19 protein-coding genes are annotated in these 23,193 nt (G+C 54.1%); 18 read left to right on the top strand and 1 reads right to left on the bottom strand.

What is annotated here, in order from left to right; all coding sequences use genetic code 11:
* Positions 1-177: 177 nt before the first annotated feature.
* On the bottom strand, positions 178-447 hold the full coding sequence (locus ASR47_RS07215) for a GlsB/YeaQ/YmgE family stress response membrane protein (protein ID WP_065307147.1): 270 nt from the start codon (positions 445-447) through the stop codon (positions 178-180).
* A gap of 552 nt (positions 448-999) precedes the next feature.
* Here ASR47_RS07215 and ASR47_RS07210 point away from each other — a divergent pair.
* The 18 genes from ASR47_RS07210 to wecB (ASR47_RS07125) all read left to right on the top strand — a co-directional run bounded on the left by ASR47_RS07210 (position 1,000) and on the right by wecB (ASR47_RS07125) (position 23,184).
* Positions 1,000-2,976, top strand: a complete 1,977-nt coding sequence (locus tag ASR47_RS07210) for a polysaccharide biosynthesis protein (protein WP_065307077.1) — start codon at positions 1,000-1,002, stop codon at positions 2,974-2,976.
* Positions 2,977-3,244: 268 nt separating this feature from the next.
* Positions 3,245-5,635, top strand: coding sequence for a polysaccharide biosynthesis/export family protein (locus ASR47_RS07205; RefSeq protein WP_245714284.1), 2,391 nt, complete (start codon positions 3,245-3,247; stop codon positions 5,633-5,635).
* 6 nt (positions 5,636-5,641) lie between these two features.
* Positions 5,642-6,868, top strand: a complete 1,227-nt coding sequence (locus ASR47_RS07200; protein WP_150127709.1) for a GumC family protein — start codon at positions 5,642-5,644, stop codon at positions 6,866-6,868.
* A gap of 168 nt (positions 6,869-7,036) precedes the next feature.
* Positions 7,037-8,332: a Vi polysaccharide biosynthesis UDP-N-acetylglucosamine C-6 dehydrogenase TviB gene (gene tviB, locus ASR47_RS07195; RefSeq protein ID WP_065307076.1), complete on the top strand. Its 1,296-nt coding sequence runs from the start codon at positions 7,037-7,039 to the stop codon at positions 8,330-8,332.
* Between the two features lie 13 nt (positions 8,333-8,345).
* A complete protein-coding gene (locus ASR47_RS07190; RefSeq protein ID WP_065307075.1) occupies positions 8,346-9,404 on the top strand; it encodes a Gfo/Idh/MocA family protein in 1,059 nt (352 codons plus the stop codon).
* A gap of 13 nt (positions 9,405-9,417) precedes the next feature.
* The gene (locus ASR47_RS07185) at positions 9,418-10,002 is read left to right on the top strand and encodes an acyltransferase (RefSeq protein ID WP_065307074.1); all 585 of its coding nucleotides are present in this window, start codon (positions 9,418-9,420) and stop codon (positions 10,000-10,002) included.
* Positions 10,002-11,099 carry a DegT/DnrJ/EryC1/StrS family aminotransferase gene (locus ASR47_RS07180; protein ID WP_065307143.1) on the top strand — a complete coding sequence of 366 codons (1,098 nt, stop codon included), beginning with the start codon at positions 10,002-10,004 and terminating at the stop codon, positions 11,097-11,099. The genes ASR47_RS07185 and ASR47_RS07180 overlap by 1 nt, the downstream gene beginning before the upstream one ends.
* Entirely contained in the window at positions 11,092-12,180 is a 1,089-nt protein-coding gene (wecB, locus tag ASR47_RS07175) for a non-hydrolyzing UDP-N-acetylglucosamine 2-epimerase (RefSeq protein ID WP_281218425.1), read from the top strand. Before ASR47_RS07180 ends, wecB (ASR47_RS07175) begins: the two co-directional genes overlap by 8 nt.
* Positions 12,181-12,234: 54 nt before the next feature.
* The gene (locus ASR47_RS07170; RefSeq protein WP_065307072.1) at positions 12,235-13,497 is read left to right on the top strand and encodes a lipopolysaccharide biosynthesis protein; all 1,263 of its coding nucleotides are present in this window, start codon (positions 12,235-12,237) and stop codon (positions 13,495-13,497) included.
* Entirely contained in the window at positions 13,490-14,821 is a 1,332-nt protein-coding gene (locus ASR47_RS07165; protein WP_150127708.1) for a hypothetical protein, read from the top strand. Before ASR47_RS07170 ends, ASR47_RS07165 begins: the two co-directional genes overlap by 8 nt.
* A gap of 12 nt (positions 14,822-14,833) precedes the next feature.
* A complete protein-coding gene (locus ASR47_RS07160; RefSeq protein ID WP_065307070.1) occupies positions 14,834-16,045 on the top strand; it encodes a glycosyltransferase family 4 protein in 1,212 nt (403 codons plus the stop codon).
* Between the two features lie 12 nt (positions 16,046-16,057).
* On the top strand, positions 16,058-17,233 hold the full coding sequence (locus ASR47_RS07155) for a glycosyltransferase (protein ID WP_217270541.1): 1,176 nt from the start codon (positions 16,058-16,060) through the stop codon (positions 17,231-17,233).
* 106 nt (positions 17,234-17,339) lie between these two features.
* On the top strand, positions 17,340-18,485 hold the full coding sequence (locus ASR47_RS07150) for an N-acetyl sugar amidotransferase (RefSeq protein ID WP_065307068.1): 1,146 nt from the start codon (positions 17,340-17,342) through the stop codon (positions 18,483-18,485).
* Positions 18,482-19,096 (top strand): imidazole glycerol phosphate synthase subunit HisH, encoded by a 615-nt coding sequence (hisH, locus tag ASR47_RS07145; RefSeq protein WP_065307067.1) that lies wholly within the window; start codon positions 18,482-18,484, stop codon positions 19,094-19,096. The genes ASR47_RS07150 and hisH overlap by 4 nt, the downstream gene beginning before the upstream one ends.
* 1 nt (position 19,097) lies before the next feature.
* On the top strand, positions 19,098-19,901 hold the full coding sequence (locus ASR47_RS07140; protein ID WP_065307066.1) for an AglZ/HisF2 family acetamidino modification protein: 804 nt from the start codon (positions 19,098-19,100) through the stop codon (positions 19,899-19,901).
* Between the two features lie 8 nt (positions 19,902-19,909).
* The gene (locus ASR47_RS07135; protein WP_065307065.1) at positions 19,910-20,944 is read left to right on the top strand and encodes a polysaccharide biosynthesis protein; all 1,035 of its coding nucleotides are present in this window, start codon (positions 19,910-19,912) and stop codon (positions 20,942-20,944) included.
* 3 nt (positions 20,945-20,947) lie between these two features.
* A complete protein-coding gene (wbjC, locus tag ASR47_RS07130) occupies positions 20,948-22,057 on the top strand; it encodes a UDP-2-acetamido-2,6-beta-L-arabino-hexul-4-ose reductase (RefSeq protein ID WP_065307064.1) in 1,110 nt (369 codons plus the stop codon).
* A complete protein-coding gene (gene wecB / locus ASR47_RS07125) occupies positions 22,054-23,184 on the top strand; it encodes a non-hydrolyzing UDP-N-acetylglucosamine 2-epimerase (RefSeq protein ID WP_065307063.1) in 1,131 nt (376 codons plus the stop codon). The genes wbjC and wecB (ASR47_RS07125) overlap by 4 nt, the downstream gene beginning before the upstream one ends.
* The last annotated feature ends 9 nt before the right edge of the window (positions 23,185-23,193 follow it).

The following is a 23,193-nucleotide window of genomic DNA, read 5'->3' as shown; positions in this document are numbered from 1 at the left end:
AGAGTTGATTTCAGCAGCAAGCGCAGGCACCCGCGCACAGGTGCTGTGGTCTTGTTGTGGTATGGCGCTGACAGTGCTTGCGCAAGCAATGAAAATGGCCGGCCGCTTGCGCGGCCGGCCATGGCGAGGCGGTGCTGGCTGGCTGTCGATCTGCCAGAGAGCTGCCGTGTTGGGTGCTTAGCGCATCTTGCCGCGTCGCAGCAGATTGACGATGCCCAGCAAAATGACGGCGCCCAGGAACGACACCAGCAGGGAAGCAAGGCTGAAATTGTCGCTGTTGATGGTGCTGGTGCCGAACAGCGGCGACAACAGCCAGCCACCGAGGAAGGCGCCGACGATGCCCACCACGATATTGAGGAAAATGCCCTGTTGCGCATTGGTTTTCATGACCATGCTGGCCAGCCAGCCGATGATGCCGCCTATAACAATCCAGATAATGAAATTCATGTGATTCTCCGCGCGGTGGATGAAGGAGGTGCCGGTGCGTACGGCTAGCACCGGGATGGCAATTTGATATTGATGCCGCACGATTGAAAAGTCCAGCGGATTAATTGGCAATGTTCGGTTGCCATAACTAAACGCACGGACCCATTTAAACTTGCTCTTGGGTAATTAATGCGGCGTCAAATCGTTGGCGATGCAGTGCATTGTCTGGCGCGCTGCTTGCATATATAAAAACCATTACACATTGTTAATTCCAGCATGGCGCCGGCACCCCTGCTCATACCATGGCGGCGGCTGAAGAATACCGGATCGTGGGGGAGTGGCGCAGCGAGGGTTGCGGGGCTCAACGGCCAAGGCATACTTGCCCTGGCATCATTCATTTCATGCAATTTCCGCAGCGAAATAGATGTACATTATAGTTTTCAATTGTTGCATATACGCTAAAAACTCACAAGCTCAAAATGATTTCAGGTACCATTCCACAATTATAAAAATTCCTCCGGGAATCCTGCACTTCGGGCGGGCAATTGTGCCCCCCTTTTGAGTCATCACACCATGAAAAACATTTTCCTGAGCCTTCCTCGCAACCAGAAGCGGCTGATCGCTGCGACTGCGGATGTGCTTTGTCTTCCAGTTATCTTCTATTTTTCGGCGCTCCTCCAGGCCCAGGGGCACAGCCTGCAGTTGCCTGCGCAGTATTTGTGGATCGCACTTGCGGCAGCCATGATCTCCTTGCCGGTGTTCGTGCATTTCGGTCTGTACCGCGCCGTGATTCGTTATATTGACCAGAAGATCATCTTCACTGCATTGCGTGCCGTTACCATCTCGGCACTGATTCTGACCGTACTGGGCCTGGCCCTGCCAGGCGGCCTGTTTTCCGTAAAGACCTTTGTTATCTATTGGCTTTTTGCCATTCTTTATGTCTTGTCAAGCCGCTTCCTGGCGCGTGGCTTCCTGAGCCAGAATAGCCACCTTAATAAAGCACGCGTGGCCATTTATGGTGCGGGACAAGCCGGAAGCTTGCTGGCAAACGCTATCATGCCAGGCAACGAATATTTGCCGATTGCTTTTATCGATGATGACCCCCAGCGTGTCAATACCATCATCCGTGGCATCAAGGTATACCCGTCGAGCGAGCTTGACCGTCTGGTCAAAAAGTACAATATCACGACCGTCTTGCTGGCGATGCCGCAACTGAGCCGCAGGGAGCAGCGCGTGATCCTGGACCGGCTTGCCATGCTCACCGTACGCATCAAGGTGACCCCGCCGATCAGCAATCTCGTCAAGGGAAATGCCCGGGTAGAAGACGTGCGTCAAATTGAAATCGAAGATCTGCTGAGCCGTGACGTGGTTGCGCCGAACACGGAGTTGCTGTCAATTTGCATTACCGGCAAGTCGGTGATGGTCAGCGGCGCTGGCGGTTCCATCGGTTCAGAGCTTTGCCGCCAGATCATTGCGCTCGAGCCCACCAAATTGATTTTATTGGATATTTCCGAGTTCGCGCTTTACACGATCGAACAGGAACTGCGCGAAATCCGTGCCACCGGCGAGCTGAGCGTGGAGCTGGTGGCTTTCGTCGGTTCGGCACTGGAAACGGAAAAATGCACGCGTATCATGAGCTCGTTCGCGGTCGATACGGTATATCACGCCGCCGCCTACAAGCATGTGCCGCTGGTGGAGCACAATCCGATCGAAGGTATCCGCAACAATGCCTATGGCACCCTCAGCATGGCCAGGGCCGCGGTCGCGGCGAAAGTGAACTGCTTTGTCCTGATTTCCACCGACAAGGCGGTGCGCCCGACCAACGTGATGGGCGCGACCAAGCGCCTGGCCGAACTGGTGCTGCAGGCGTTCGCGCGCAAGGAAACCGGCACGTGCTTCTCGATGGTGCGTTTCGGTAATGTGCTCGGTTCGTCGGGTTCGGTCGTGCCACTTTTCCGCAAGCAGATCGCCGGCGGCGGCCCGATTACATTGACCCATCCTGACATTACCCGCTACTTCATGACCATCCCGGAAGCGGCGCAACTGGTGATCCAGGCGGGCGCCATGGGCAAGGGCGGCGACGTCTTCGTGCTCGACATGGGTGAGCCGGTACGTATCGCCGACCTCGCCGTGCGGATGGTGCACTTGAGTGGCCAGGAAGTCAAAACCCCGGACACGCCAGCTGGCACGATCGAGCTCAATTATGTCGGCTTGCGCCCTGGCGAGAAGTTATATGAGGAACTGCTCATCGGCAGCAATGTCAGCGGCACCGATCACCCGCTGATCATGCGCGCCCAGGAAGCCGAATTCGAGTGGCCGGTGCTCCAGCAAATGCTGCAGCAACTGGAGGACGCTTGCGTACGATTCGATCACAATGCGATCCGCTTGCATCTGCAAAAGATCGTGCAGGAATATGCGCCATCGTCTGATATTTCCGACAATATTTGGTTGCAGGCTGGACAAGACGCTGCCGCCAATCGCGCCTTGCTCGATGCAGCTGGCGTGACGCCTGGCGTACGCGATCACTTGATGATGCCGGCCATCCGTTAAGCTTGGCAATATCCCGACCAGCATGTTTCAGCACTGACAATGGCGAGATCAATTCGAACTGAACCGGCGCGCATTGCCTGGACGATGTGCGACTCAAGCTGTCCCATGGAGACGCGCAAGGGGAGCGCCAATGTTGTGCCTGGATTTACAACGCCTTCGACATAAAGTATTGATTTTTTTAAAATAATTTTTCATGCTTTCATGATTTAAGTTAAAATATGATGCGGAATTATCGCCATCAAGCCCCCTCCCACAACTGAATTCATCAATGACCAAAATCACTCGTCGCCTCTTAGCCGTAGTTCTGGCCGTTACTTCTATCTATGCTTCTGCCCAGAATGTTGCCACCAAGGAAGAAACGTTTGGTCAGACAATGACATCTACTGGTACTGGTACTGGTACTGGTACCAGTACTGGTACTGGCGCTTCCACACCTGAGACGTCACGGCGTGTCAGCATTGCCAATAGCAACGTCAATGCAGGCGCTGCAGACGGTAGCGAAGAGGCTAATCCTGTAAATCGTACAAATCGTGCCGCTGGCCGCGCAGCGCCGAACCTGCGTTCACAATCATCGTCAGCCGCTCGCGTCTCTGAAGCTGACACCAGTGAGTTTCAAAAATTCATCGCCGACAGCACCGGCAAGATTCTGCCAGTGTATGGTGCTCAGTTTTTCAGTAACACCCCTGACACGTTTACACCGATATCCGGCGCACCGGTGCCTGCCGACTATCCCTTGGGCGTCGGTGATGAGCTGATGATACGCGGTACTGGAAGCATCGATATCGACTACCGCGCCAAGATTGACCGCAATGGCCAGATATCGATTCCGACGATCGGTCCGGTATCCCTGGCCGGTGTCAAGGCGGGAGATGCGGAGTCAGTCATCCGCAATGCGGTCGCCACGATGTACAAAGGTGTAACAATTAGTGTTAATTTTGGCAAGCTTCGCGCCATCACTGTTTACGTTGTGGGTCAGGCAAACCGGCCAGGTACGTATACGGTGTCCAGCCTGTCGACCTTGGTCACCACGCTGTTCGCCAGCGGCGGACCGAACGTCAACGGCAGCATGCGTCACTTGCAAGTCAAACGTGGCGGCAAGACCGTTGCTGATCTCGATCTGTATGCCTTCATCGCCAAGGGTGACAAGTCGGCCGATATCAAGCTGCAAGACGGAGACTCGATTTACATTCCGGCTGCCACTGGCCATGTCGCACTGGTCGGTAAAGTCAATACCCCTGCTATTTATGAGCTGCGCAGTGCTACCGACACGATCGAGTCGATTCTCGATATCGCCGGTGGGATGCCTATTGTGGCCGATCCGCGGCGCGCATATCTCGAGCGTATTGATGCGAGCAAGAATCAGCCGCGTAGCGTGGAGCAGTTTGCCTTGAACGAAGCGGGGTTGAAGCGCACGCTGAAAAATGGCGATGTGCTCAATGTTACTTCGATTACCCCCGATTTTTCAAATGCGGTGATTCTGCGCGGTAATGTGGATCAAGCCATTCGCGCACCGTTCCTGCCAGGAATGCATGTCAGTGATCTGATTCCTAATCGCGAATATTTGATTACCCGCAATTCAATTAAACGCCAAAATGGCGCGGTGAGTACTGGCGAGAACGACAAGGCGACCAATGAAGCGGCTGGCAATATCGCATCGCGTATCGGTGGGTTGATTGACGAAATCAACTGGGACTACGCTGTCGTGGAGCGTATCAATCGCTCCGATCTGACGGTGAGCCTGATTCCATTTAACCTTGGAAAAGTGTTTTCCGATCCGTCGAGCCCTGATAACGTACAACTGCAGCCCGGCGATACGGTCACTATTTTTTCCCAGCAGGACGTCGCAGTACCAATGGACAAGCGCCGCATATTTGTGCGGGTTGAAGGTGAGGTAAAAGTGCCGGGTGTGTACCAGATGACTGCAGGTGAAACGCTGCAATCTTTATTGGCACGGGCTGGCGGCACGACGCAGGATGCTTATTTTTTCGGCACGGCATTCTATCGCGAGCAGGTTCGCATGGAGCAAGAGATCAACTTGGAAAAAGCCGCTACCAAACTGGAGAATCAGTTGCGCCTTGAACAATCGAAAGGCGCGGCAAATGCCCGGGCGCTTAGCCCCACCGATGCGCAGGCTGCGGAAGCGCAACGTCTGGCGGATATGCAACTTGCTAAAGAAAATATTGTTCGCTTTAGGCAGATGAAACCAACTGGCCGTATAGCGTTTGGACTCGACCCGGCGGAGCGATCGTTTGCGCGCTTGCCTCAACTCAAGCTGGAAAATGGCGATCGCCTCGTGATTGCGGCAAAACCGGAGTTTGTCCATATATTTGGCTCTGTCAACGCCGAGGCGTCACCAATGTGGCGCTCGAATACCCGGGTGGCGGACTATTTGAACATGGCTGGACTGACAGTCGACGCAGATGTGGAAAACGTTTTTATCATGCGCACCGATGGAAGCGTGGTAGCACGCAACACGAGTGCTTGGGCATTTGGTGGTATTGGTGGCGTAATAGTCATGCCTGGTGATTCCATCGTTGTGCCGGAGAAATTCGATAAGGAAACATCTTGGACCAAGTTCACCAAGGGTACGCGCGAATGGGCACAAATCTTTGCTAATTTCGGCTTGGGCGCAGCTGCTGTCAAAACCCTGAGAAATTAAAACATAATGGAAAACTACAACGAGCAGCCAAACGGCATGAAAAAAGACCAGATATCAGTGCCTGGATCAAGTGTATCGTACGGCGACGCAGGTACTAACTTGATCGATCTCATGATCATTTTGGCCAAGCGCAAAAAGTTAATCATTGGATTGCCATTGGCAGTGGCGATTATTGCAGTGGCGATTAGTTTGACACTACCTAACCGTTATCAGGCGACAGTCAAGGTACTTCCTCCACAGCAATCGCAATCAGGGGCGTCCGCGCTGCTGTCGCAACTTGGTGGTGCCGCGAGTCTTGCGGTTGGTGCGGCTGGCATAAAAAACTCTACCGATTTGTACATAGGTATTCTGAAGAGCCGAACAGTCGCTGACAAGCTGATCACTAGGTTTGATTTGAAAAAAAAATATGACACTGAGTCCCAAGATGTCACGCGGGAGCGTCTGCAGGCGGTGACGGTGATCGCCGCTGGCAAGGATGGAATGATCACCGTTAACGTCGAGGACGAAGGCCAGAAATTTGTTGCTGAATTGGCTAACGGCTATATTGATGAATTACAGGGGCTGACCAGAACTCTTGCCATTACGGAAGCATCACAACGACGCGTTTTCTTCGAGCGTCAGCTTGAAACGGCCAAAGATAACCTTGCAAAGGTTGAAATGGAGCTTAAGGGAGCAATGGACAGTCGCGGCGTGATCAGTGTCGATAGTGAGAGTCGGGCGATTCTGGAAACTGCCGCGCGCCTCAAGGCACAGGTTTCAGCCAAAGAAATTCAACTTGGTTCAATGCGTGCATTCGTTACAGCGCAGAATCCGGAATTCCGGCGTGCCACCGAAGAGCTGGGCAGTTTGCGAAGCGAACTGGCAAAGCTGGAAGGTGGTCGCACCGGCACCTCACCATCAAGTGAAATAAACCAGGCAGGACTGGATAATATTCAGCTGATGCGCGACCTTAAGTACTACCAAATGCTGTACGAACTGCTGGCAAAGCAATATGAAGCTGCGCGCCTCGAAGAGGCCAAAGAGCCTTCGCTTATCCAAGTACTTGACCCAGCGCTTGAGCCGGAGCGCAAGTCCAAACCAAAACGGGCTCTGATCGTGCTGGTCGCTACGATAATGGCTGGTTTTGCAGCAGTAGCTTGGGCGTTCTTTTTGGAGTCTAAACAACGCGCTATGGCGATGCCAGGAGGAGCAGCCCGCTGGGATGAGTTGAAATCATATCTTCGGTTCAAGTGAGCTTGCCTTGTAATCCATTTTTATGAGATCGGACAGATACGCATGCCGAGCTTCCGATGCACGCAACGAGTTGACCATGTTGCTAGCGTTCAAATGAACGTGGGTGACGCCCATTGCGTTGAGTGTCTTTAAATTGTGCGTAACTAAATATGTAACGTAGAGAAAAATATGAACTTGAACGAAATTAAAGTAGCAATTGTTGGTTTGGGCTATGTTGGACTTCCACTTGCTGTCGAATTCGGACGCAGGCGTTCGGTCGTAGGATTTGATATTAATCAGAAGCGTATCGCAGAACTGCAGATTGGTAAGGATTTTACGCTCGAGACTACGGCTGATGAATTGCGAGCCGCAGAATATTTGAGTTTTACCATCGAGGTTGAGGATTTGCGTTCATGTAATTGTTTTATAGTTACGGTTCCAACCCCGGTCGATAAATATAAACGACCGGATCTGACACCTTTACTCAAGGCTAGCGAGACCGTAGGTAAGGTTCTGAAAAAGGGAGATATCGTCATTTATGAGTCTACTGTCTACCCTGGTGCTACCGAAGAAGACTGCGTTCCTGTACTGGAGAAGTTTTCCGGCCTTAAGTTCAACCAGGATTTTTTCTGTGGCTATAGCCCGGAGCGCATTAATCCGGGTGACAAGATTAATACTCTTACCAAGATTAAGAAAATCACCAGCGGATCGACCCCGGAGATCGCCAAACTGGTTGACGATCTGTACGCAAGCATTATCACTGCCGGGACTTTTCCTGCTGCTAGCATCAAAGTTGCCGAAGCGGCAAAGGTCATCGAAAACACGCAGCGCGACTTGAACATCGCCCTCGTAAATGAGTTGTCAGTGATTTTCGCTCGCCTCAACATCGACACTCAGGATGTACTTGACGCTGCTGGCAGTAAATGGAATTTCCTGCCGTTCCGGCCTGGCATGGTGGGTGGCCACTGCATCGGGGTCGACCCGTATTACCTTACTCATAAGGCCGAAGCAGTGGGCTACCATCCACAGGTTATTCTGGCTGGCCGTCGCATCAATGACAACATGGCACGTTACGCAGCACGTAATGTCATTAGGTTAATGTTGCAGAAGGGTATTGATGTTGCACGTAGTAAAATTGGCATCATGGGCGTGACGTTCAAGGAGAACTGCCCGGATATACGCAATAGTAAGATTGCGGATCTTGTAAAAGAGTTGCAGGCATGGGGCGTCGAGACCGTGGTCAGCGATCCGTGGGCGAATGCCGAGGAAGTCGAGCACGAGTATGGTATCCAGCTGGGTAAGATCGACAGCGATAATCAAGTCGATGCAATAGTGGTCGCGGTTGGCCACGACCAATTCCGTTCACTTGATGCTGCAGCGCTGAAGAGCATGTGCCGCGGTACCGCACCGGTGCTCGCTGATCTCAAATCTCTCTTTGATCGTAATGCGATGAATGCCGCTGGATTTACTATTTTCCGATTATAAACACTGGACACTTATGCAGAACTATCAAACCATCACAGACCGAAAAATCCGCATCGCACTAGTTGGCTGTGGCCGTATTGCGAATAATCATTTGGATGCGATGGAAAAACACGCCGCTGATTTTGAAATAGTCGATGTGTGCGACATCGATGCGCAAGCGTTGGAGCGTGCCGTCGCGCGCACCGGCGCTAGTGGACATATCCACCTCTCCGACATGCTGACGAAAACGACTGCCGATGTTGTCGTGCTGACGACCCCGAGCGGTTTGCATGCCAACCAGGCAATCGAAGTGGCGAGAACCGGGCGTCATGTCGTGACCGAAAAGCCAATGGCTACTCGCTGGCAGGACGGCTTGCGCATGGTGCGGGCCTGCGACGAGGCTAACGTGCGGTTGTTCGTGGTAAAGCAAAACCGTCGTAACGCCACGCTCCAGTTGCTTAAGCGTGCTGCCGAACAAGGTCGTTTCGGCCGAATCTACAATGTGGCCATTAACGTTTTCTGGACCCGTCCGCAAGAATACTACGATAGCGCTAAATGGCGCGGCACTTGGGAGTTCGATGGCGGCGCTTTCATGAACCAGGCAAGTCATTACATTGATCTGTTTGATTGGATAGTTGGCCCTGTGGAAAGCGTCATGGCCTACACCGCTACGCTCGGTCGCGACATCGAAGTCGAGGACAGTGGCGTAGCTGCGTTGCGCTGGCGTAGTGGCGCGATGGGTACGCTCAATGTCACTATGCTCACCTATCCGAAAAACATGGAAGGCTCGATTACGATCCTGGGTGAGAAAGGCACCGTACGCATCGGCGGCGTGGCCGTGAACGAGATCCAGAAGTGGGAGTTTTCCGAGCCACATGAAGATGATAAATGCGTCAAAGATGTCAGCTATGAGACGACATCGGTGTACGGTTTTGGCCATCCGCTGTACTACCAGAATGTGATCCAGACGCTGCGCGGTACTGCCAGCGCGGAGACCGATGGCCGTGAAGGTCTCAAATCTCTGGAACTGCTGATCGCGATGTACATGTCGTCGCGTGACGGCAAGCGCATTGCGCTGCCGCTCGAATATTAATATGGGGAAAGCAATGAGCTCCAATATTCATGCGACCGCCATCGTCGATGACGGTGCACAGATCGGTGAAGGTACGCGGGTCTGGCACTGGGTGCACATCAGTGGCGGAGCGCGTATCGGCAAGGCGTGTTCGTTCGGGCAGAACGTCTATGTCGGTAATGACGTCCAGATTGGCGACAACGTCAAGGTACAAAACAACGTCAGTGTCTACGATGCGGTGACGCTGGAGGACGACGTGTTCTGTGGTCCGAGCATGGTGTTTACCAACGTGTATAACCCCCGTTCGGCCGTGACGCGCAAGAACGAATACCGCAGGACAGTAGTGCGCAAGGGCGCCACGCTGGGCGCCAACTGCACCATCGTGTGCGGAGTCACGGTCGGCGCTTACGCCTTCGTGGCCGCTGGCGCGGTTGTCAATCGCGACGTGAAAGCGTATGCCCTGATGGCTGGCGTGCCGGCACGCCAGATCGGATGGATGAGCGAGCAAGGGAACCGCCTGGAGCTGCCGCTAACTGGCAACGCCACCTGCATCTGCGCCGACACGGCGGCAAGTTACCATCTCAATGACGGCGAAGTTACTAAGGAAGAACAAGCATGATTCCCTTTATCGATCTAAAACAGCAGTATCAGGCGCTCAAGCCGCAAATCCAGGAGCGCATCAGTCGTGTGCTTGAACATGGTCAATACATCATGGGCCCGGAAGTGCGCGAAATGGAAGCGCGCCTCGAACAATTCACTGAAGCCAAGCACTGTATTTCGGTCTCGAGCGGCACCGAAGCGTTGCTGATTAGCCTGATGGCGTTAGGGATCAAGCCGGGAGACGAGGTCATCACGACCCCATTCACGTTCGTTGCCAGCGCGGAAGTCATCGTGCTGTTGGGCGCTGTGCCGGTGTACGTCGATATCGAGGCGGATACATGCAACATCGCGGTGAGCAAGATCGAAGCGGCGATTACATCGCGCACCAAGGCCATCATGCCGGTCAGTCTTTATGGCCAACCGGGCGACATGGACGAAATCAACGCGATTGCCGCGCGCCACGGTAATATCGCCGTCATCGAGGACGCGGCACAGAGTTTCGGTGCCATCTATAAGGGCCGTAAGAGCTGTAACTTGTCTACCATTGGCTGCACCAGCTTCTTCCCTAGCAAGCCGCTCGGCTGTTACGGCGACGGCGGTGCAATCTTTACGAACGACGATGCGATCGCTCAAGCCTGCCGGGAAATTCGCATCCACGGTCAGAGTAAGCGTTACGTGCATACCCGTGTGGGTGTGGGTGGCCGCATGGACACAATACAGTGCGCGATTGTGCTGGCCAAGCTTGATCGATTCGAACAAGAAATCACGTCGCGGCTGGAATTGGGGGCGCGCTACAACGAACTGTTGAGCGGAGTGGTGAAAACGGTCGCCCAACGTGCCGATCGCACGAGCATGTATGCGCAGTACACCGTTTTGGTGCATGATCGCGACGCGGTCCAAGTCAAGCTCACAGAGGCTGGCATCCCGACCGCTGTACATTACCCGATCCCGCTGCACCAGCAGCCAGCTTATGTAGGGTATTGCCGCGTCGAGGGCGACCTGAGCGTATCGGAAGCCATGGCCACCCAGGTGATGAGTCTGCCGATTTCGCCGGATCTTGATTCCGCCACGCAGCAGATGATCGTTGATGCATTGGTGGAGGCTACCCGTGCTTAAAATAGTTACCGTGGTCGGTGCCCGACCCCAGTTCATTAAGGCCGCAGCTGTTTCGCGTGCAATCCGTTTACACTTCCCGGATCGTGTGAATGAGGTATTGATCCATACTGGTCAGCATTTTGACGAAAACATGTCGCAGGTATTTTTCGACGAGCTCGGAATGCCTGCCCCAAACTATCATTTGGCCGTTTCTGGTGGCCTGCATGGGGCCATGACCGGGCGCATGATGGAAGCAATCGAACAAATTTTGATTCAGGAGGCGCCGGACTGGGTACTCGTGTACGGCGACACGAATTCGACGCTGGCTGGCGCGCTGGCCTCGGCCAAATTGCACATCCCGATTGCCCACGTGGAAGCAGGTTTGCGCTCTTTCAATATGCGTATGCCCGAGGAAGTCAACCGAATTTTGACTGATCGCGTCTCGTCGCTGTTGCTGTGCCCGACCAATGAGGCTGTGGGCAATCTCAAGACAGAAGGTGTGGCCAAGGGCGTGCACTTGGTCGGTGACGTTATGTACGACGTGGCCAAATACGTCGGTGAAATTGCCGAGACCCAGTCGAACGTGTTGGACGAGCTTGGCCTAAAACCAAAAGAATTCGTTCTGGCCACCTGCCACCGTGCGGAAAACACGGACGACGCTGCACGCCTGACTGCAATCGTCGGTGCACTTGCGGAAATCGCACGTGACGTGCCCGTGGTATTCCCGCTTCACCCGCGCACCCGCGCCAAACTCGATAGCTACGGCCAGCTTGCGCTGCTCGATAACCTCATCGTGACGGCGCCGGTGTCGTATATGGCGATGGTCGCTCTCGAGAAAAACGCGACGGTAATCGTGACAGACTCGGGCGGTGTGCAAAAGGAAGCGTTCTTCTATCGTGTGCCATGCGTGACTACTCGTGATGAGACGGAATGGATCGAGACGGTCGAATCCGGCTGGAACACGCTGGTGGGTGCCGACTGCGGTGCAATCGTGCGCGCGGTGAAGTGCACATCGCCACGTGAGCGCAAGGATATTTCACCATATGGTAGTGGTGACTCGGCCAAACAGGTTATCGAACTCATCCTCGGATATGATAAATAAGGGCAAACGGCCCTGTTTCTTCGCGGCAAGCAGGAACGGACAGACGTTAAACAGATGTTGAAGAAATCGAAGTTCACGCGAAATATCGTACAGATCGCGACGGGATCGGCATTGAGCCAATTGATACTGATTGGCTCAATACCTGTTTTGACTCGACTGTACGACCCATCTGAGTTCGGGGCGCTCGCCCTTTTCAGCTCTGCCTATGCGCTTATTGTCGGCCTGTTCACTCTCAAATACGACTACGCTATCATCCTCCCGGAGGACGACAACGTGGCGCGGGAATTGACAACGCTATGCCTTTACCTGTCCATTGCGATGTGTTTTGCTGGAGTTGCGGGACTTGCTGCTGCCAAATACAGTTTCGCTCAAGAGCTGGCATGGTATTTCTTTCTTGTTCCGGTCGCATCGGTGGTGGGAACCGCCTATACTTGCGCGCAACAATGGGCGGCACGAGCCCGTGACTATCATCGATCGTCGCAAAGCCAGGTCGTAAACGCAGTGGCCAATGTCGGTGTGGTGCTGACGCTTGCAGCTAGTGGCTGGAGCTTCACTGGTCGGTTAGTGGTTGGCTATACGGTCGGGCTTAGCGTGGCGACCCTTTTTTTGGCCGGGTACGGTTGGCGCCATGGACCGTTTGCGTCAATGTCGGCGCTGGGTGCGCGTGCGCGCGAATTCAAGCGTTTTCCTCTGTTTGTATTCCCGTCGTTTCTGCTCGCAACTGGCAGTATCAATACTGCCCCCTTCGTCCTGCGTGCCTTGTTTCGGATCGAAGATGTCGGTTTCTACGCTGTGGCGAACCGTTTTTTGCTCGCGCCCAGTTCGCTGATTGGGGGGGCGATATCCGAAGCTTTCCGTGCCGAGTTCGTGTCAATGCAGAAAGCTGGCGGGGATACGGCTCGTCTGTTCCAGAATACGCTGCGTTCTCTCCTGCTAGTGGCCACGCCGGTGTTCGGCGCTTTAATGGTTTTTGCGCCGACATTGTTCGAGTTTTTGCTTGGCCCCTCGTTTGGACCCAGCGGGCTTGTGGTCAGGTACATCAGCCTGGGCGTTTTTGCTCAGTTTGTCGCCCAGCCGTTCCACTATGTATTCGTGGCTACTGGGCGGGTACGCACAGGCTTGGTGGTGCAAGGGGCTTGCGCATTTGTTCCCCTGCTCGGGCTGATCGCTGGTGGTCTAAAAGGGGTGGGAATACTCCACGCCCTGTTATTTGGGGCAATTCTTTCGGCAGCCACCTCCGCAGTATTGATCTGGATGGCGTACCGCTGCTGCGAGAACCCGACCAGTGTGTCCGACGAGGTGAATAACCATGCTTAAATTGATCTTGGTTGGATTGGCGTACTGTGGCCTTTTCCATTATGCATACGTTACCACAATCACCCCGATTTTTGCGTACGCGCATTACGTGTACAACGATCCGGCCATAGATGGGTTGTTCGTTGCCTACGTGTGTGCAGTATTTCCCTTGGCATTATTCAAGGAAAGTCCCCTTCCGTCCAACTTTGGGGCTGCGCTCCTGTACGTGCTCTGTTACGCACCAGCACAGCTCATGCTCCTGTTCATGTGGGAGCGGGAAGCGCTTGAATTGGTTGTTCTACAAACGGTACTGGCAGCTAGTATGGGAGCGCTGTTCGTCATGGCGCGCAGCGGTGGTGGCCAACAGATCGAAGCGAGTGTCGAGCCTGCAAAGTTGTCGATGACCATCAATGTTCTCACGGGCGTGTCAATGCTGGCGTTATTCGCTACCTTTTCTGGCCAAATGGAACTGGTGTCATTCAATGATGTGTACGACTTGCGTTCCACGGCAGCTTCCACTCAACGCGCATTCGGCGTCGACTACCTACTTAGCTGGATGTCGTATTCATTCTTACCCTACTATTTCGCCAAGGGTTTCCTGTCGCGTAACTGGCGCGATTTGGCGATAGGTGTTGTGGGGAGCATGCTGCTGTATATCGCGATGGGCTCCAAAGCCGGCCTCCTTCTCGGACCGATAATTTTCCTCGTTGGAGTGATTTATGGCTCCGGGGGCAATGCTCTTAAGCGATTGCTAATTGGGGTCGGGGTCGGTGTAGCTGTGACGGTTCTGGTGATCCCAGGTGAAGGGATCTGGATTTGGGCGAGATCCATTCTGCTGATTCGAATTCTAGGCACGGGGGGGTGGACCATGTCGACTTATTACGAGTACTTCACATCGCACCAGTTCACTTACTACACGCACATTGGCCCGATCAATGCGATATTTGGCGGCTATCCTTACGGCGAGTATTCTCTGGGTCAAATGATTGGCCTGGAGTATAGCGGCTCATACGAGGCGAACTTTAATGCGAACTTCTGGGCCAGCGACGGATTTGCAGCCTTAGGTTTGGCAGGAATTCCGTTCGCAACGGCGGCACTAGGTTTGGTCTTTTATCTGATTAACGTCCTTACGCGACATTGTGCCCCGCGCCTAGTCGTCATGTGGCTTACCGGTTTCTGGTTGGCATTGCTCAACCTACCGCTATCTGTCGCGATACTGTCAGGTGGTGGTCTCGTCACCGTATTGCTGATCCAAGCGAGTATCTCGCGGCGAGTACCTGATCCTGATTTTGCCCAAGCCGACGCGTTAAAAATTAGCTCATTCGATACATCCTTTAAAAAGTAAAAAATAAGAATTATGAAGATTGTTCACGTTGAAGATTTCATTCACCCTGACGCTGGATACCAGGTCAACCTGCTCTCACGCCTACAACAGATCGACGGCCAGGAAGTATCAATCGTCACAGGTGAATTGGATAAAATGCCGGACTGGTTGACAGGATTTTTCGGTATTGATCGTATTGAGGAGCGCGACGCACGTTTCAAGAAGGAAACTGGAGTACCGATTCACCGCGTGCCCCTGCATGGATTCTACAGCGGCCGGGCGATTATGCATTTTTGGCGACTGTTCCGTACTGTCGCTAAGGAAAAGCCGGATGTGGTGTTTGTACATGGTGAAGATACACTCACCGGAATGCTGTTCATCATCTTGTCGCGCTGGCTGCCATACCCAATTATTCTCGATTGCCATATGTTGGAGATGGCATCGTTGAATCGTTTCCGCAAGTACTTCCGCTGGCTTTACAAGCGTATCATCACGCCAATTATTTTATCGCGTAATATCCCGTTGATCCGCGTGGTCGATAGCGATTTTGTAGAGAAGTGCCTTGGTATACCATTGTCGCATACTGATTTGTTGTCGTTCGGGACCGACACTTTGCATTTTAGTCCGAACCCTGAAAACAGACGCGCTAAGCGCGCTGAGCTTGGGCTGTCGCAGGACGCGTTCGTCGTACTCTATGCCGGCAAACTGGATGAACAGAAAGGAGGCGCATTCCTTTCGAGTGCATTGTGTGAAAAGTTAACAGCGCCAAATGAGCGCGAACTGCAATTCTTGATTGTGGGCAATAGCGTAGGTACGTATGGCGAACAAGTCGAGAAAAATTTTGCCGCCTCCGATAACGTAATTAAACGGTTGCCGACCCAACGTTATTTCGACCTTGCAGGGTTTTACCAAGCGGCGGATTTGGTCGTTTTCCCGAAACAATGCAGTATGAGTTTCTTCGAAGCGCAGTCATGTGGCTGCCCAATCCTGTTCGAGGCCAATGAAATCAACACCCAACGTGCGCAGTTTGGCAACGCTATCACATTCACAGGTGGCGACATTTCTGATTTTCGCCAAAAACTCATGGGGTTAGTCGCCTTGGAACAGGAAGCCCTCGATGCGTACGGGATTAATGCGCGCAAGTTTATCATTGATAACTATGACTTTGTTCCTATCGCACGGCAATTTACGGCTGTGCTAGAGCGGGCGCTAGTGGCAAGCACCGCAAAGTCGCAACGGACCTGAAAGATGTCGGAAATGAATAAAGATTCAGGCGCTATGCGGCCGCTTGTCGTTGGGATTGACGCATCGCGCAACCGTTCCGGTGGTGCGCGCGCGCATATAATTGGTATTATTGAAAATTTATGCCCGGAGCAGCACGATATCAAGGGAGTCCATGTCTGGGCCTACCGTACTCTGCTCGATGCTTTGCCTGACCTGCCGTGGCTGCACAAGCATTGCCCTCCCGCGCTGGAGCGTGGTCTGCTTTCCCAACTTTGGTGGCAGATGCAGGATTTGGCTGAGGAGGCCAGGCAGGCCGGCTGTGACATCCTTTTCGCGACCGACGCCAGCACGCTTTGCAACTTCCAGCCGTTGGTCGTGTTGAGTCAGGACATGCTGTCATACGAAAAAGGTGTGATGTCCTACTTCGGCTACGGTACAGCGCGCCTGCGACTATTGCTGATCTTGTTTCTGCAAAACGCCGCGTTTCGTCGGGCGCGCGGTGTCATTTTTTTGACCAAGTACGCTGGCAAGGTTATTCAATCGAGCTGCGGTGCGCTGAAGCGCGTGACCTATGTCGCGCATGGGGTGGGAGAGAATTTCCGTGCCATTGGCTTGACGCGCCCGTGGCCAGTGAATCCAGTTGAGCCATTAGTCTGCACCTATGTGTCGAACACCGAGATGTACAAGCACCAATGGCAAGTCGTTGAGGCGATGGCGTTACTGCGTGTGCGGGGCCACAATGTCAATCTGGTGCTGGTCGGCGGAGGCCAGGGACAGGCTCAGGCGCTGCTTGATGCGGCAATACGGAAGTATGATCCGCAACAGGAGTTCGTGACTCAGGTTGCATTCGTTTCTCAAGCAGAGCTGACCGACTACCTTGCACAATCGAATATTTTCATATTCGCATCTAGTTGCGAGAATCAACCAGTGACGCTGCTCGAGGGAATGGCGGCCGGCTTGCCAATTGCTTGTTCGGATCGAGGCCCAATGTTGGAGGTCCTCGAAGATGCCGGGACTTTCTTCGATCCAGAAAAACCGGAAACGATAGCGGATGCGGTCGAGGACCTTATCCTTAATGAAGAGAAACGCAAGTTATTAGCTGCTCGTGCGCAGCAGATCGCGGCTCGCTATTCATGGTCGCGCTGCGCCAGCAAAACGTTTAATTTTATATCCAGTACTTATTGGAATGGGAAAGTTTACGCCGAGTAGTGACTGCAAATCTGCGACCATTGCATAATGGACACTAGCGCCTCAAATATTACCTTCCTAGATGACACCTTTCAAGCTGAAAAATTAACTTAAGACAAAATAAAACATGAACCTGGATCCTAATTACCAGATGTGCCGCCGTTGTATCATGGATACATCCGACGCAGGCATACAATTTGATAGCAGCGGCACATGCAACTACTGCAATAATTTTGACACGAACATTGTTCCAAACTGGCATACCGACGAAAAGGGCGCGAGCGAACTGGCCGTGCTCGCCGATAAGATCCGTGCCGATGGCAAGGGCAAGGACTTCGATTGCATCATCGGCCTTAGTGGTGGGCTGGACAGTTCCTATGCTGTTTACGTGGCGAAAGAGAAAATGGGCCTGCGCCCGCTGCTGTATCACGTCGATGCTGGCTGGAATACCGACCAGGCAGTCGGCAACATCGAAAAACTCGTCGATGGCCTTGGCCTGGACTTGTACACGGAAGTGGTGAACTGGCAGGAAATGAAGGACTTGCAGGTGGCTTTCCTGAAGTCGCAGATTCCCGATCAGGATTTGCCGCAGGATGCCTCGTTCTTCTCGTCGCTGTACAAATTCGCGCGCAAGAACAAGATCAAGTATGTGGTTACCGGATCGAACTATTCGACCGAATGCTGCCGTGAGCCGGAAGCGTGGGGTGGTTATCTGGGTATCGACAAGACCTTGTTTGGCGACATCCACGGCAAATTCGGCAAGCGTCCGCTGAAGACGTTCCCCTTGCTCGACATCCTTGTCTACAAAGGCTATTACCAGCATGTGCTGGGCATGCAGGTGGCCAAGCCGCTGAACATGGTGCCATTCCTGAAAAAAGACGCCGAGGATGAACTCGAACGCCGCTTTGGCTGGAAGCGTTTTCAGCACAAGCACCACGAGTCGCGTTTTACCCGCTTCTACGAGGATTACTGGCTGCCGCGCAAGTTCGGCTTCCAGAAACGTCGAGCGCACTTCTCCAGCTTGATCATGACGGGACAAATGACGCGCGAAGCCGCGCTGGACCGTATATCACGCCCTGAGATGGATGAACATTTTCTCAAGCAGGAATTCGAATACGTGGCCAGCAAGCTCGATCTTTCCGTAGAGGAACTGCAGGCCATTTTTGACGGGGAAAACAAGACGTATCGTGACTACCGCAACAAGCGCTGGCTGATTGGCGCGGGCGCCAGTGCGATGCGCCTGCTGGGTACGGAAAAGAGGTTTTTCCGATGATCCATATCGTTGATTATGGCCTGGGCAATGTCCAGGCATTCGCCAATATGTACAAGCGCCTCGGTTTCGAGGCGACGCGCGCCAAGACAGCGGCCGAACTGACCGGCGCTACCAAGATCATCCTGCCGGGTGTCGGTGCGTTCGACAAGGCAATGGAATTGCTCGATGCGTCGGGCATGCGGCCGGTACTCGAAGACCTGGTCGTCGAGAAGAAGGTACCGGTGCTGGGAATCTGCGTCGGCATGCAGATACTGGCAAGCGCCAGCGACGAGGGAACGTCGGCGGGCCTGGGCTGGATTCCAGGCCGGGTGCGTTCGTTCGGCTCGTCAGAGGAATCGTCCAAACTGCCGCTTCCCCACATGGGGTGGAATGATGTTGCGCCAGCGCCGGGTTCTGCGTTGTTTGCCGGCCTGGAGTCGGACGCGCGCTTTTACTTTCTCCACTCATTTTTCTTCGACAGCAGCGACCCGGCCCATGTGTCGGCCCGCGCCACCTACGGCCTTAACTTTGGCTGCGCCGTCAGTTCGGGCAATGTCCATGGCGTCCAGTTTCACCCAGAGAAAAGCCACCATTATGGTGCCTTGCTGTTGAAAAATTTCGCGGAGTTATAAGATGCTCAGACCAAGGATTATCCCTTGCCTGTTGGTGCACGAAAAAGGTCTGGTCAAGACAGTGTCGTTCAAGTCGCCAAAATATGTGGGTGACCCGATCAATGCGGTCAAGATTTTCAATGAAAAGGAATCGGACGAGCTTATCGTGCTGGACATCGATGCCTCGGTCAATGGCGTCGAACCTGACTACAAACTGATTTCCGACCTGGCAGCGGAGTGCCGCATGCCCTTGTGCTACGGCGGCGGAATTCGCACTGCGGCACAGGCAAAACACATCATCAGCCTGGGTGTGGAGAAAATCGCGATCAGCTCGGCGGCAGTGGAAAATCCGGAGCTCGTTTCCCAGATTTCCGACGAAGTGGGCCGCCAGAGCGTGGTAGTGGTCATCGACGTCAAGAAGCGCATGCTGAGCAAAGAGTACGACGTTTATATCCACAACGGTCGCAAGAACACCAAACGTAATCCGATCGAACTGGCCAAGCAGATGGAATTGCTGGGGGCGGGCGAAATCGTGCTCAATTCGATCGACCAGGATGGTCAGATGAAGGGCTACGACGTGGCACTGGCACAGAAATTACGCGAAGCGGTGCGTATTCCGATCACCATCCTCGGTGGCGCCGGTTCGTTGCAGGACATCGAAAAGCTGGTTGGCGCCTGTGGCGTGGTTGGCGCCTCGGCTGGCAGCCTGTTTGTCTTCAAGGGTGTGTATAAAGCCGTCCTGATCAATTATCCGAGTGTGCTCCAGCGCGACGAACTGGTGGCGCGTGCGCTAGGTTTGAACTTGGCAACAGTTAACGAAAAATAAGGAATTGTATGTTTGAAGGCAAAGTACTGCTCATTACCGGTGGCACGGGTTCGTTTGGAAACGCCGTTCTGCGTCGTTTTCTGGATACCGAGATCAAAGAGATCCGCATTTTCAGCCGCGATGAAAAAAAGCAGGATGACATGCGCAAGAAGTACAACAATCCGAAGCTGAAGTTTTATATCGGTGATGTGCGTGATTTTTCCAGTGTCCTGAATGCCACCCGCGGCGTTGATTTCATTTTCCATGCGGCGGCGCTGAAGCAGGTGCCGTCGTGCGAGTTCCACCCGATGGAAGCGGTCAAGACCAATATCATCGGTACCGACAATCTGCTGGAGGCGGCGATTCAGAACAGCGTACGCCGCGTGGTCTGCCTGAGTACCGACAAGGCCGCCTACCCGATCAATGCCATGGGCATTTCGAAGGCGATGATGGAAAAAGTCATGGTCGCCAAGTCGCGTGGCCTCGATGATGCCAAAACCGTCATTTGCGGCACGCGCTATGGCAACGTGATGGCCTCGCGCGGTTCGGTGATTCCCCTGTTCGTGGATCAGGTACTGGCTGGCAAGTCGATCACCATCACCGACCCTGCCATGACGCGCTTCATGATGACGCTCGAAGATGCGGTCGACCTTGTGCTGTATGCATTCGAACATGGCACCAATGGCGATATGTTTGTTCAGAAAGCGCCGGCCGCCACGGTTGAAACGCTGGTCGCCGCGCTGTTGTCGATCATGGAAAAACCGGCGCACAAGGTGGACGTGATCGGCACGCGCCATGGCGAAAAATTGTATGAGACCTTGCTCAGCCGTGAAGAAATGGCCGCGGCCGAAGACCTGGGCGGCTACTACCGTATTCCGCCAGATCTGCGTGACCTGAACTACGGTAAATTCGTTGAAGAGGGCGAGGCGAAGATCTCGACTTACGACGACTACAATTCGCACAATACCGACCGTCTCGATACCGATGGCATGAAGCAACTGTTGATGAAGCTCGATTTCGTCCAGGCAATCGCGCGCGGTGAATCACCGGTCGAGGAAGGCTGAGCGATGAAGGTACTTGTCACCGGCGCCAACGGCTTTATCGGCAAGAATCTGTTGATCCACCTTCGCGAGCGTGGCGCCGATAGCCTCACGTTCGTGCGCGGCGATTCGCTCGCTGAGCTGGACGCGAAAGTTGCGCAAGCCGAATTCATTTTTCATCTGGCTGGCGTGAATCGTCCGAAGACGGAGTCGGAATTCGAGGAAGGCAACACCAACCTGACGCAGGCGCTGTGCGATGCGGTAAAACGCAGCGGCCGCCAGGTGCCGATCATTTATGCGTCGTCGGTGCAAGCCGAGTTGCCAAACGCCTATGGCGCGAGCAAGCGGGCGGCAGAAGATGCCTTGCATGCCCTGGCATCCGAGATGGGCCTGCCGGTGTATATCTACCGCTTGCCGAACGTGTTTGGCAAGTGGTGCCGGCCGAACTACAACTCGGCGGTGGCGACCTTCTGCCACAATATCTCCCATGGCTTGCCCATCCAGATCAATAATCCGGCATCCGAGCTGCGGCTGGTCTATGTCGATGACGTGGTTGCCGACTTCCTGAAAGTCATGGATGCGGTGCCAGCGGCCGGCACGCCAGTGGAAGTGCAGCCGGTCTACGCGACCACCGTCGGCGAGATGGCCGACCTCCTGCAGGCCTTCAAGGACAGCCGTACGACCCACGTCACCGAGCGTGTGGGCACCGGCTTTACGCGCGCCCTTTACTCGACCTACATCACGTATTTTGAGCCGGAGACGTTTTCCTATCCGCTCGTCAAGCACGAAGATCCGCGCGGCATGTTTGTTGAAATGCTCAAGACGCGCGATTCAGGACAGTTTTCCTTCTTCACGGCGCACCCCGGCATCACGCGTGGCGGCCATTATCATCACACGAAGACTGAAAAGTTCCTGGTGATCAAAGGCAAGGCGCGTTTTTGTTTCCTGCACATCGAGAGTGGCCGCACGCATGAGTTGTGCACCAGTGCCGATGCGCCGGAAGTGGTGGAAACGATCCCCGGCTGGTCGCACGATATCACCAACATTGGTGATGAAGAAATGATTGTGATGTTGTGGGCGAATGAAATTTTTGACCGTCAACATCCCGATACCGTCGCATACAAGGTAACAGCATGAAAAAATTAAAAGTCATTACCGTGGTCGGAACCCGGCCTGAAATCATCCGCTTGTCGCGCGTAATGGCCAAGCTCGACGAGTACTGCGAGCAGATCATTGTCCACACGGGGCAGAACTACGACTACGAACTCAATGAAATTTTCTTCCAGGATCTGGAAGTACGCAAGCCTGATCATTTCCTCAATGCCGCTGGCGGCAACGCTGCCGAGACGATCGGCAAGATCATCATTGCCGTCGATGCGGTGCTGGAGCAGGAACAACCCGACGCCATCCTGATCCTCGGCGATACCAACAGCTGCCTGTCGGCGATTCCTGCGAAGCGCCGCAAGATTCCCATCTTCCACATGGAAGCGGGCAATCGCTGTTTCGACCAGCGTGTACCAGAGGAAACGAATCGCAAGATCGTCGACCATACGGCGGACATCAACCTGACCTACAGCGATATCGCCCGGGAATACCTGTTGCGTGAAGGATTGTTGCCAGATCGTATCATCAAGACAGGCAGCCCGATGTATGAAGTCTTGCACCATTACAAGGCGCGGATCGACGCATCGGATGCGGTCGAACGTCTGGGCCTGACCGAGGGCGAGTATTTTGTCGTCAGTGCCCACCGCGAAGAAAATATCGATTCGCCGGCGAATTTTGCCAAGCTGGTCGACGCATTGAACCAGGTCGCCGAGACCTACAACTTGCCGGTGATCGTTTCGACCCATCCGCGCACGCAGAAAAAGGTCGATGCGCTGGGCGCCAAGTTCCACCCACTGGTGCGTTTGCTCAAGCCGCTTGGTTTCAGGGATTACGTGAAACTGCAGGCGAGCGCGCGCGCAGTGCTGTCCGACAGCGGCACCATCAACGAAGAGTCGTCGATCCTGAACTTCCCGGCCCTGAACCTGCGTGAAGCGCATGAGCGGCCTGAAGGCATGGAAGAGGCGGCCGTGATGATGACCGGCCTGGAAGTCGATCGCATCCTGCAAGGTCTGGCCATCCTGGCGGACCAGCCGCGTGGCGAGCAGCGCAGCCTGCGCCTGGTGGCCGACTACAGCATGCCCAATGTATCGGACAAGGTTGTCAGGATCGTCCACAGCTATACCGACTACGTCAATCGCGTAGTTTGGAAGAAACAATAAAGGTATTGA

It is taken from the genome of Janthinobacterium psychrotolerans (assembly GCF_001677885.1).
Taxonomy (GTDB): domain Bacteria; phylum Pseudomonadota; class Gammaproteobacteria; order Burkholderiales; family Burkholderiaceae_D; genus Janthinobacterium; species Janthinobacterium psychrotolerans.
This window is presented reverse-complemented; position numbering and strand designations above follow the sequence as displayed.